Origin of the sequence: Aquirufa novilacunae (assembly GCF_045310505.1) — a bacterium.
Taxonomy (GTDB): Bacteria; Bacteroidota; Bacteroidia; order Cytophagales; family Spirosomataceae; genus Aquirufa; species Aquirufa novilacunae.
The window spans coordinates 339,755-351,676 of record NZ_JBEWZG010000002.1 but is presented as its reverse complement, the minus strand read 5'-3'; the positions used below and the strand labels follow the sequence as shown (position 1 = coordinate 351,676).

12 protein-coding genes are annotated in these 11,922 nt (G+C 43.4%); 3 read left to right on the top strand and 9 right to left on the bottom strand.

The window, feature by feature from the left end; translation table 11 throughout:
• A partial coding sequence (locus tag V7S74_RS06825) for a hypothetical protein (protein ID WP_406778029.1) occupies nt 1–1,017 on the top strand: 1,017 nt, incomplete at its 5' end.
• Nucleotide 1,018: 1 nt separating this feature from the next.
• Here the strand turns inward: V7S74_RS06825 and hemN are convergent.
• The 3 genes from hemN to eno form a co-directional block, all read right to left on the bottom strand.
• On the bottom strand, nt 1,019–2,383 hold the full coding sequence (gene hemN, locus V7S74_RS06820) for an oxygen-independent coproporphyrinogen III oxidase (RefSeq protein ID WP_406778028.1): 1,365 nt from the start codon (nt 2,381–2,383) through the stop codon (nt 1,019–1,021).
• A 300-nt stretch (nt 2,384–2,683) separates the two neighbouring features.
• Nucleotides 2,684–3,004 carry an FtsB family cell division protein gene (locus V7S74_RS06815; protein ID WP_406778027.1) on the bottom strand — a complete coding sequence of 107 codons (321 nt, stop codon included), beginning with the start codon at nt 3,002–3,004 and terminating at the stop codon, nt 2,684–2,686.
• Between the two features lie 4 nt (nt 3,005–3,008).
• On the bottom strand, nt 3,009–4,286 hold the full coding sequence (eno, locus tag V7S74_RS06810) for a phosphopyruvate hydratase (protein ID WP_406778026.1): 1,278 nt from the start codon (nt 4,284–4,286) through the stop codon (nt 3,009–3,011).
• A gap of 91 nt (nt 4,287–4,377) precedes the next feature.
• On the opposite strand from eno, the gene V7S74_RS06805 reads away from it, so the two are divergent.
• Nucleotides 4,378–5,088: a thioredoxin domain-containing protein gene (locus V7S74_RS06805; RefSeq protein ID WP_406778025.1), complete on the top strand. Its 711-nt coding sequence runs from the start codon at nt 4,378–4,380 to the stop codon at nt 5,086–5,088.
• Here V7S74_RS06805 and V7S74_RS06800 read toward each other — a convergent pair.
• On the bottom strand, nt 5,069–6,040 hold the full coding sequence (locus V7S74_RS06800; protein ID WP_406778024.1) for an aldo/keto reductase: 972 nt from the start codon (nt 6,038–6,040) through the stop codon (nt 5,069–5,071). The two genes, V7S74_RS06805 and V7S74_RS06800, sit on opposite strands and share 20 nt — an antisense overlap.
• Nucleotides 6,041–6,297: 257 nt before the next feature.
• Between V7S74_RS06800 and V7S74_RS06795 the strand changes: the two genes are divergently transcribed.
• Nucleotides 6,298–6,660 (top strand): LytR/AlgR family response regulator transcription factor, encoded by a 363-nt coding sequence (locus tag V7S74_RS06795; RefSeq protein ID WP_406778023.1) that lies wholly within the window; start codon nt 6,298–6,300, stop codon nt 6,658–6,660.
• Between the two features lie 297 nt (nt 6,661–6,957).
• On the opposite strand, the gene rsmG is transcribed toward V7S74_RS06795, so the two are convergent.
• From rsmG to V7S74_RS06770, 5 genes are all read right to left on the bottom strand, one after another.
• Nucleotides 6,958–7,584, bottom strand: a complete 627-nt coding sequence (gene rsmG / locus V7S74_RS06790) for a 16S rRNA (guanine(527)-N(7))-methyltransferase RsmG (protein ID WP_406778022.1) — start codon at nt 7,582–7,584, stop codon at nt 6,958–6,960.
• 1 nt (nt 7,585) lies between these two features.
• Nucleotides 7,586–8,806, bottom strand: coding sequence for a tetratricopeptide repeat protein (locus V7S74_RS06785; RefSeq protein ID WP_406778021.1), 1,221 nt, complete (start codon nt 8,804–8,806; stop codon nt 7,586–7,588).
• On the bottom strand, nt 8,790–10,346 hold the full coding sequence (locus V7S74_RS06780; RefSeq protein WP_406778020.1) for an Rne/Rng family ribonuclease: 1,557 nt from the start codon (nt 10,344–10,346) through the stop codon (nt 8,790–8,792). The genes V7S74_RS06785 and V7S74_RS06780 overlap by 17 nt, the downstream gene beginning before the upstream one ends.
• A 291-nt stretch (nt 10,347–10,637) precedes the next feature.
• Nucleotides 10,638–11,489, bottom strand: a complete 852-nt coding sequence (locus V7S74_RS06775; RefSeq protein WP_406778019.1) for a tetratricopeptide repeat protein — start codon at nt 11,487–11,489, stop codon at nt 10,638–10,640.
• A gap of 27 nt (nt 11,490–11,516) precedes the next feature.
• Nucleotides 11,517–11,810, bottom strand: a complete 294-nt coding sequence (locus V7S74_RS06770) for an HU family DNA-binding protein (protein ID WP_406778018.1) — start codon at nt 11,808–11,810, stop codon at nt 11,517–11,519.
• Nucleotides 11,811–11,922: the final 112 nt, after the last annotated feature.

The following is an 11,922-nucleotide window of genomic DNA, read 5'->3' as shown; positions in this document are numbered from 1 at the left end:
TATTCTTTACCTACAGCCTCAGGTTCATCTTTAGGTGGAGTTAAAGTAGGCTCTAATTTATCCATGGATGGTAGCGGAGTTTTAAGTGCGAACATAAACGCAGGTAGTATTTCTGGAACAGTGGCGGTTGCTAATGGGGGAACGGGGGCAACAACGTTAACTGGACTTATAAAGGGAAATGGCACAAATGCGTTAACTGCCGCAGTGGCAGGAACGGATTATCAAGCACCCATAACTTTAACAACGACAGGAACTGGCTCAGCTACTTTGTCTGGAACTACGTTGAATATCCCTACACCATCCACTTATTCTTTACCTACAGCCTCAGGTTCATCTTTAGGTGGAGTTAAAGTAGGCTCTAATTTATCCATGGATGGTAGCGGAGTTTTAAGTGCGAACATAAACGCAGGTAGTATTTCTGGAACAGTGGCGGTAGCTAATGGAGGAACGGGGGCAACAACGTTAACTGGACTTGTAAAGGGGAACGGCACAAATGCGTTAACTGCCGCCGTGGCAGGAACGGATTATCAAGCACCCATAACTTTAACAACGACAGGAACAGGTGCAGCTACTTTGTCGGGAACTACGTTAAATATCCCTACACCATCTTCAGCGGGAAGCACTGCCCACTCAGTAGGTGAAACATTTGACGGCGGCATTGTTTTTTACGTTACATTAGGTGGCTATCATGGGTTAATTGTAGATGAATATATATACGATGGAAATCCTGAATATATGTATAGTGATGTGAAAAATCCATTAAAACATAGCCTTAACAACTCTGCAAGATTATTCACTGATTGGCGTATCCCGACCTACCAAGAACTTGTTCTACTTTATAATGCAAGAAGTAATTCTACTATCGCATCTTTGACAAATAATAAGGTTCTAATGAGTTCCGATTACATGAAATGGACACAAGCATCACCATATAGATGCCTGAAATTTTCAGATGGTACTGTTGAGTGGATCAATGGGGATTGGGTACGTCACGTTATTGCCATTCGTTCTTTTTAATCTACACCGCCTGACTAAACACCCGTTCCTGCACCTCGCTTGAAAGCAGTTTCAGGTCAAACGCCTTACACACATTTCGGATGAAATGTTTGCCTAGGTCGGTCACGATGACACCATGTTCGCCCCAGGTGACAAGGTCGTCGATCGCGAGTTCGTCTAGTTCGTGGAAGGTGTATTGGCGGAGGACTTCGAGGTCCTCTTTGTGGAAATGCGTCTTGCCTTGACACGCGATGTCGAGGATGTATTGGCGCATTTTTTGGTCCATCAGACTTAAAAAAAAGCCTCTGAAAACAGCCAACTCGCCGGCCTTAATTTGCTGGTAATATTCCTGAATGGTCTTTTTGTTTTGGCCAAAACCATAGTAAATATCGCTGATGCTCGACACCCCTAACCCGAGCAATAAGCCGGTCTGTTGCACGGTGTAGCCCATAAAATTGCGATGCAATGTGCCTTCCTGATGCGCTTTGACCATCAAATCCGTCGGTAGCGCGAAGTGATCCATCCCGATGTCTGTGTAACCGGCGGCGCGGAAAAGCTCCTTGCCTTTTTGGTACAAATGCATCTTCTCAGACGCCTCGGGCAAATCACTTTCATCAAACAATCGCTGCGCCTTACTCGTCCACGGCACATGGGCATACGAATAAAATGCAATGCGGTCCGGACGAATCGCGATGGCATCCTGAATCGTTTTTTCGATACGTGCCAAAGTCTGCAGCGGCAATCCATACACTAAATCCAAATTCACCGATTCATACCCAATCTCCCGCGCCCATTCAACCACCTGAATGACATTTTCGATAGGTTGAATGCGATTAATCACCTCTTGAACCTGCGGATTGCTATCCTGCATCCCAAAACTCACCCGCTTAAAACCCAACTCAAAAAGCGTCTGCAAATGTTCGCGTGTCGTATTATTCGGATGCCCTTCGAAACCAAATTCGTGGTCCTCCGGCACAATCGAATCCGCTAAAATCCCCTGCAATAATCGCTGTAAATTCTTCGGCGAAAAAAAGGTAGGCGTCCCCCCTCCGATATGCAATTCCCGAATCACGGGCTTCGAATTCATCGATTTTCGATACAAAGTCCACTCTTGTAACAGCACATTTATGTACTCCTCCTCCACGGAATGGTTCGTCGTAATTCGCTTATTGCAGCCACAAAACGTACACAACTTCTCGCAAAAAGGTAAGTGAATATACAAGCTGATCCCCTCCTGCTCATTGGTCTCCTTAAATCGACGCGCGAACATCGTCTCCCAGTGGTCACTATCAATCGTATCATCCCAAAAAGGAACCGTCGGATAACTCGTGTAGCGCGGAATCGCCACGTTGTACTTATTCAATAGATCTAGACTTACCTGTTGCATGGGTGCAAAGGTAGCTTTGAGAGTATTTCGTAAAAATGACGAATGTCAATTTTCAAAGAGCAAAATTAAATGGTAAATGATAAGTGGTAAATGGTGAATGAGGATTCCATTTAACAATCGATAAATGTTGAACAATTCAGATCAAATTATTTACCATTCACCACTTACCATTCACCATTCTACACCCCATTCACCATTCTACACCCCATTTACCATTATTACCACCATTCTCTCTACTCTATACTCTATTATCTCTACTCTCTCTAAACAAAAAAGCCCAGCTACTTGCTGGGCCTTTCTTTATTTCTCAATCGGTTGATTTTCCTGATCGACGATCACGAAGACGTCCTCTTTAGGCCGTTTCATGAAGTACTTCTCTCGCGCGTATTTTTCTAACAAAGCGGGATTTCCCATCACGGCTGCACGCTCTACTTTCAGTTCTTTTAATTTCTGACGGTAGTATTCGTGTTCTGCCTTCAGGTCTGCCAGTTCGGTGTAGAGTCTATATTGAACCGTAATATCGTTACTATCTAAGACGAACATCCAAACCAATAAAATACTGGTGGAGACGTAGTAGAAACGATTTGGCCCTAAAAATAGACTCTTTACGCGTTCGAGCATCGAATTAGAACTTTAAACCTGGGAAGTACGCGTTTGCCCCTAATTCCTCCTCAATGCGAAGCAATTGGTTGTATTTCGCCATACGGTCAGAACGAGACGCAGAACCAGTTTTGATTTGACCTGTGTTCAACGCAACTGCTAAGTCAGCAATCGTCGCATCTTCAGTCTCTCCAGAACGGTGTGACATGATGTTCTTGTATGAATTACGTTTTGCTAAGTTTACTGTATCGATTGTTTCAGTCAATGAACCGATTTGGTTTACCTTCACTAATACTGCATTAGCTACCCCTTTTTCGATACCTTGTTGTAAACGCTTCACGTTTGTTACGAATAAATCGTCACCTACTAATTGACACTTAGAACCGATCAATTTAGTTTGCTCAGCCCAACCTGCCCAATCGTCTTCAGCCATACCATCTTCAATCGAAATGATTGGGTATTTATCAGCCCAAGTCTTCCAGTAAGCAGCCATCTCCATTGAGTTCAATTGCTTTCCGTCTGATTTTTTGAAGGTGTAAAGACCTGTTTTCTCATCATAGAATTCAGACGCAGCCGCATCCATGGCGATGAAGATTTCTTCGCCTGGCTTGTAACCTGCTTTTTCAATCGATTGCAATACGATTTCGATGGCCTCTTCGTTCGACTTGATGTTCGGTGCAAAACCACCTTCATCACCTACGTTAGTAGAATATCCTTTTGATTTCAACACACCTTTCAATGCGTGGAAAACCTCTGTACCCATACGTAAAGCTTGAGAGAAAGACTCTGCTTTCGCTGGCATGACCATGAATTCTTGGAAATCAATTGAGTTATCCGCGTGAGAACCACCGTTTAAGATGTTCATCATCGGAACTGGTAACGTATTTGCATTTACGCCACCGATATAACGGTATAAAGATAAACCTGCTTCTTGTGCTGCTGCTTTTGCAACCGCCATAGAAACACCTAAGATCGCGTTAGCACCTAATTTGCTCTTGTTAGGAGTTCCGTCTAATTCAATCATGATGTTATCGATCATGTTTTGCTCAGACACTTCTAAACCCCAAAGTTCTTCAGCAATCGCTGTATTTACGTTCTCAACAGCTTTTAAAACACCCTTACCTACGTAAACTGATTTGTCTTCGTCACGAAGTTCAACTGCCTCGTGGATACCTGTAGAAGCTCCAGATGGAACTGCTGCACGTCCAAAAGCACCGTCTTCGGTCTTAATATCCACCTCAATCGTTGGATTTCCGCGTGAATCTAAAATTTGTCTTGCGTGTACATACTGTATTGCACTCATCGTATATTATTTATTGTGATTAAAGAATTACTGATTTTTGGCTAAATTGCCCTGCAAATTAACGCTTTTTTGCCTAAAAACGTATTACCAGATGATAAAATGTGTCTCGAATTCGTTCACCTATATCTTAGTATCCCTGCTGAGCCTCAGCGCTTTCGCCCAAAATATAGACGTTGATGCCTTCGAAAAGAAGATTCAACAGACGCCTAACGCTTATTTATTGGATGTACGTACCTCAGGTGAATTTGGTGGAGGACATCTGCCAAAAGCCATCAACATCGACTTTCGTTCCCCCGATTTCAGCGCTAAAGTCGCTCAACTTTCCAAAGAAAAACCCGTCCTAATCTACTGTCTATCAGGTGGTCGTTCTGCTCAAGCAGCAGAACAGATGCGCGCGGCAGGTTTCCAAGTGACCGAATTGAAAGGAGGCTATTTGAAGTGGACGACACGCATGAAACCATTAGAGGGGGTACCTGATGTAAAACATGACGCGGCCTGGAATTTAGCCGACTTCAAAAAAGAAATCGCCTCATCAGACGCTGTCGTAGTTGATTTTTATGCCAAATGGTGTGCACCATGTCTCAAGATGATGCCCATCGTGGATAAGTTAGCCGGAGAATTCAAAGGCTCCGTGACCGTTTTAAAGGTCGAAGCTGACGGAAATCAGGCCATCATGCAAGCCTACGGAATAGACGAAATCCCGAGTTTCTTGGTCTTCTCTAAAGGTGAGATGATCACAAAAACATCGGGATTCCGGGAAGAGGCCGCTTTAAAGGACCTCTTTACTGCGACCAAGAAGTAGGCTGACGCTCCCAACGGTGCGCGCGCAATTCTTCCATTAATTCTTTCGCTAAACCATTTCCATCCGAAGTAGCAATATTGCTTTCCACGTGCTTGATCTTGCGCATACCTGGAATAATGGTGCCCACGTCCGGATTAGATAGGATAAAACGCAAGGCCATTTCAGGTAATTCCATTCCTTCTGGAAGCAATGGTTTCAACGCATTGGCATGATCCACACTCGAAATCAAATTCTCCGGAACGAAATACGTCGAACGCCAATCATTCGCTGGGAATGTCGTTTCATAAGTCATTAAACCGGTTAAACTCCCCTCATCAAAAGGCACGCGCGCAATCACGCCTACATCTAATTTCTTGCAAAGAGGGAATAATTGGTCTTCAGGATTTTGGTCAAAAATATTGTAAATCACTTGCACAGACGAAATCAAACCTGTCTCCAACGTATTCAAACAGTTATTAGGCTCCCAGCGATTCACCGAAACTCCCCAATGCGCTACTTTTCCCTCCTTCGTTAATTTCTCCACCGCCATCTTCCATTCATCGCGATCCGCCCATGCATCTTCCCACACATGGAATTGCTGTAAATCAATTTGCTCCACGTTCAAATTGCGCAAACTCTTTTCTGTATATTCTACAATGTGCGCAGCGGGAAAACAATCTTCAATTTTAAAATGAGATTTGGAAGGCCAAGTAAAGTTTTTGGGCGGAATCTTCGTCGCAGCATATAATGTCGTGTCTTTATGACGTCTCAAAAGTCCTCCTAATATTTCCTCGGATTTTCCTTCTGCATATCCCCAAGCTGTGTCAAAGAAATTACAGCCTAACTCGACCGATCGGTCTAAGGATTTATTGACTTCTTCAATGTCAGAACCGGTCCATCCGGCTAATCCCCACATGCCATATCCCACTTCACTCAATGCCCAATTAGTGCGGCCAAAACGTCTTAATTTCATAGTTTAAAATTTAATATCCGAAAATAAGGAAAATATGCCTAAGTCCCGCCCAGAATACTACGTGAAAGACTAGTTTCATATCCTATGTTACCGAATTATTAAGGACATTATGCATGAAAACTATATGTAACCTATCATTTATCTACCGGTTAATCAATGAATTACGTTAAAAAATAGTTAATAACGCAAATAACCTAATTATAATTAATTAGACGGGCTAGCAGCCGTAGTTTTGTGTCACTAACCTGTTCTATATTATGACAGTAACCATTAAAACTGAACAAAGCTGCACCCTATCTTTAGGTGACCAGACCATTTGTATTAAAGACATCATGCGAATAGAAGGAGAGGGTAATTACTCCAAATTCTATTTATTCGATGGTCGCAAGATTATTTCTTGCCGTACATTAAAATACTTTGAGTCCTATCTATTGGAACGCGGATTCATTCGTCCATCGAAGTCGGCGATCATCAATATGAATTCCATCCAAGCGATTGATTTTAACATTCACAAAAGCATCCGCTTATTGAATAATCACCAAGTGACCATTTCTCGTAGACAGATTAAGCCGCTGAAGGATTTGTTTAAGGCTGCTGCGCAGCAAGCCGTCACTGCGTGACTTAGTCGCGACTGCGTCGCTTAGTCGCCTACGGCTTAGTCACGACTTCGTCGTTTAGTCGTTGCTACGCAACTTAGATTATAGATTAGAGAGTAGAGAGTATAGATAGGCTCTCATGATCTGTAAAGTCACTAATAGTGAAATAACGTCGAGGTATTGAAAGGCGTTTTCAGGTATTGACAGAAAGTGTCAATACGCCCAAAGTTCAAAAACAATTTTCAAAGCCAAAATCAAAAAGCCCTCCTAAGCCCCTCCGGACTAAACTTCTCTCTACTCTTTTATCTCTACTCTAGTCGCCTACAGCGCCACGTGCACCAACTTCTTCGTCTCAAAGAAGTCCTCCTTAAAGCTTTTGGAAAGATGATACACCTTATGCTTTCTACCGAATTCCTGCAATTCCTCCTGCAAATCTCCCCCTTTTAGGCAAAGAAGGCCATTCTGCAAATCGTGGTAGCTATTTAAACTGATCTTGTTCTTCACCCAGCCAAAGAATGGCAATAGGCGGGTCACCGCTCGAGAAACGACAAACTCAAATTCACCATCGACATCCTCTGCGCGACCGTGAGTCGCTTGCACATTCTTTAACCCAAGGGCATCAGCGACGCCTTGAACGACTTTGATCTTTTTCCCGATGCTATCAACAAGGTGGAAATTCACTTCGGGGAATAGGATTGCTAAAGGAATACCTGGGAAGCCGCCGCCGGTGCCTACGTCTAGGATTTCGGTGCCGGGTTTGAAATCGATGAATTTGGCGATGGCTAGGGAGTGCAAGACGTGATGCAGCATCAAATTATCAATATCCTTGCGAGAGATGACATTGATCTTCTCGTTCCACTCCGCATAAAGGGGAAACAATTGCTCGAATTGAGCTAATTGCTGCTCGGTGATGGAAGGGAAATACTGTTTGATGATGGCTGCTTTCATGTTATCGTTTTTTGCGTCTGGCTTTCTTAGACTCGGAAAGCAATTTTTTGGCCTCGGTGTGTTGAGGGGATTTCTTTTCGGCGCTCTCTAAAACCAATTTGCAATAATCGACCGCCTGATCGTAATTCTGTTGTTGATAAGAAATACGGGCTAAACCAAGCAAGGAAGCCCAATAATAGCCAGAATCGGTGGCGTCTGTGGCTTTGGAAAACTCCATGCACTGCTTGAAGTAATTCGTAGCATCGGCATGGTTTCGGTACACATACAGGGCATAATAGCCCAAAATATAACTCGCATAGCGGCCTGAGGTAGCTTCGTAACCCACATAATGCTGATCGATGCGGCGTAAAATTTCTTTAGAAAGCGAAGAGGCTTCCTCGATATTGCCACTCATATAAGCAGAGCGAGCATAGGCTCTGTGGAAATACGGGTTGTCGGGAAAGGTTTCGTAGGTGTATTTCGCCATCCCATAGGCCTTCTCGTTCATATTTTCAATGCCGTAAATCTGCAATAGAAAATAACGGGCCTCGGTCCGAGTGTAGAACGCTTGGTAGGAAACTTTCTCTAGCTGGGCAATTCCCTGGGATTTGTTGGCTTTTGGGAAAAGCCACAAGACAGGGCGCAGCAAAGGGAAATTCTGCTTGATGAAGAAGTAATAGTAGTTGTAAAGGCCATCCCCGAACATCAATTCCGGGCTAAAATCTGCAAAATTACGGGAGTATTCGAGGTATTTGAGGGCGTTTTTAGCGGCCAAAGTCGCGCGCGTCCAGTGCTTGCGCTCGGCATGCAGACGGCCTTTGAAGGCGTAGGCAGCGGCCATAAAGAAGGCGGCCTCGGGGTTTTCGGTTTCGTCGTAGATTTTTTCGGCCTTTTCGATACTTTGGTCCATATATTCAATCAACCGATCGTCATAGACCTCATTCCGCGTATTAGGCACGATTTTCCACCACTGCATCAGGCCTAATAAAAAATCAGGCAGCGGGTGCTGTGGGTACTTAATCTTTAAATAATTGAATTCGCGTTCAGCTTCCGGGAAATGGAAGTTATACATCTGGTTGATGGCCACGGTGGCCTCCGTCTGAACTTCAGTGGTGAGCAAAAGCATCCCTTTCGAACGCTCCTTCTCTGCCTCATCCGCCTTCTTCCACCATTGCGCATTCGAATTGAAAGCAGGTAGAAGAAGGCCGAAAAATAAGGCTAAAATGCTAAGATGATATCTCAATTTGATCTCCATTTTGGTTTAAGAATTTAAATTCTGTTATGCCAAATGAGGAATCTTCCATGATCGTAATCCAGGTCTTGTATTGCAAGAACCACTTCATGCGAATAGAAGGGAAACCTTTGGTGAAATAAGCACTCAAGAAAGGATGCACTAAAAGTGTCAATTTCTTCTCGTTTTGCTTCGTCAACAAATGTTCCAAATGCTGTTCAACAATGTCAGAAACCGCAATACTCGCCGTAATGCTACCTGTTCCGCCGCAGCTAGGACAAGTCTCATGCGTGGCTACGTTCATCTCAGGACGCACACGCTGACGCGTAATCTGCATCAAGCCAAACTTCGTCAACGGCAAAATGGTGTATTTCGAACGATCCCCACGCATTTCATCGCGCATGATGTCCTGAATTAACTTGCGGTTATCCGCCTTCTTCATATCGATGAAGTCGATCACGATAATACCGCCCATATCGCGTAAACGCAATTGGCGAGCTACTTCTTTCGCAGCTTCCCGGTTCACACTTAGTGCCGTCGCTTCCTGATCTTCCTCTGAATTCGACTTATTGCCCGAATTCACGTCGATCACGTGCAAAGCTTCCGTGTGTTCCACGATTAAATAACCTCCACCAGGCAATGATACCGAACGGCCAAAAAGCATTTTCAACTGCTTCTCAATCCCTAATTGTTCGAATAACTTGGTTTTGCTTTGGTGTAATTTAACAATCTTCTCCTTTTCAGGAGCGACATTGTGTACATAGCCTTTTGCCTCATTGTACAATTCTGGTGTATCAACGATGACATTATCGAAATCATTGTTCAACAGGTCGCGTAACATGGAAGTTGCACGGCTCATTTCTCCAATAATTCGGTCTCCAGCTTTCGCATCGACTAATTTAGCTAAACCTTCTTCCCATTTTGCAATGGAATCTTTTAGGTCGCGCTCCATTTCTTCCACCGCTTTACCCTCAGCCACGGTACGCACGATTACACCGTAATTTTTCGGCTTAATCGAGGTCATCAGCTTTTGAAGGCGATTACGCTCTGCTTTCGACGTGATCTTTTTCGAGATGTTCACACCATTTGCAAAAGGAACTAAAACAAGGAAACGACCTGCGATAGAAATATCGCAAGATAAACGAGGGCCTTTAGTAGAAATAGGCTCCTTAACGACTTGAACTAAAGCTAAATGTCCTTTTTGAACTGCTTTCTCAATCTTCCCTAATTTATCAATTTCGGGCTCAAGCTTGAAGTTCTCTAAACGAATAACTTTATTTTTCTTCGTCATCACCTCCCGCGTAAACTTCTGCAAGGTCGGTAAATTAGGGCCAAGGTCATGGTAATGCAAAAAGGCATCTTTCTCATAACCAATGTCGATAAAAGCGGCGTTCAGTCCTGAAACCAATTTCTTCACCGTACCGAGATAAATATCTCCTACGGAAAACTGTGGTTCAGACTGTTCAATATGGTACTCTACTATCCTTTTGTCTTGCAAAAGGGCGATCCGATCCCCCTTGGGAGTCGAATTAATGATTAATTCATTGCTCACAATTTATGTCGAGAAGAAGGGTACAAGGCTATTCTAGCCTAGATAGTCTAAAGATACAGGAAATTAAACACCAAAAACAGGCTATTTCGAAAAATGCCTGTTCCTGGGTTACCTAAATACAAATCCCAATCTGGAAAATGGATTTACGAAGACTACTTCTTCTTGTGACGATTCTTGCGAAGACGCTTCTTTCTTTTGTGAGTAGAGATCTTGTGACGTTTTCTTTTTTTACCGCAAGGCATAATGTTAAGAATTAATGTGTTAAATACTATACGAAGTTGACTTTCAACCTCAATGCTCCTGCATTTCTGCAAGCAACTCTTTCGCGGCTTTCTGCTCTTCTGCGTCCTTAGATAACTCTAAAACGCGCTTCAGAATCTTCTGAGCCTCTTCTTTTTTATCTAACTGGGCTAAACAAAAACCGAGATTTAACGCGGCTTTGTGGTTATTCGGCTCCAGCTTCAATATCTGGGTGAATCGTTCTTGGCCTTTGCCAAACTGATTCGATTTAATCGATAATATCCCTAAATTAAACAGCGCTGGCACAAACGTGGGCTCTTGTTCAATCACTTCGCGAAGTAGCGTAATGCCCTTCATCGGAGTAGGTGTATCTACGTAAGTCATCGCCATGTTCGACTTAACCAGCAGATTGTTCGGGTCGATGGCTAAAGCCTTCGTGAAGTACAATCTCGCTTTTTCGCCCATTTTACCGCCTTTCTGCGCATTCAAAGCATAAGTCTGTGCTTCGAAATACAGCTGACCGGCACGCAAAACGTTCGTCAAACTGGGATGCTGATCCGCATAATTCGCTGCATAAACCGCAGCAGAATCATAATGACTCGCATTCATAAAAGCACGCATCAAATTCTCCAAGGCTTTCACCTGTGAAGCATCTGTCTTAGCTGCAGCAAAAGCCGATTTCAATCCTGAAATCTCCTTTAGTTGAGCCGGAGTCAAAGGGGCTGCATGCTCCTCTTTCTCTTTTTCTGCGACTTTTTCCGTCTTTTCGCTACCCGCATCTCGGTTAGCGCCTCCCGCAGGAGTAGTTTGTGTTTTTCCCGCCACATTACCCTTTGGTAATTGGAATAACAGGGCGGAGAACCCTAGGCCTACCAGAAGAATGATCAAAAGGTTTTTTTTCATTATTCTAGACCCTTATCGCTTTGCAGCTTATTTAGTGGGGTCAGTACTAGTTTTTACTTGCTCTACAAACACTTTCGCTGGCTTAAAGCTAGGCACATAATGTGCATCGATCGTGATCGCTGTATTTTTAGAAATGTTGCGAGCGATCTTCTGCGCGCGTTTTTTGTTGATGAAGCTACCGAATCCACGAACATAAATGTTCTCTTGTTTCGCTAAATTATCTTTTACTACTTCGAAAAATGACTCTAACGTTTCCGATACATCTTTCTTGTCAATCCCTGTTTTGCTGGCAATCTCAGCAATTACATCTGCCTTAGTCACGTTTTATAAATTTATTAAATGATGATTCTTAGGTAATTACAATTTCCCTTCCGTAAAAGGGACACAAAAGTAACGTTTTTCTCCCAATTCTCTAAAATTTCTTTCGAAATAG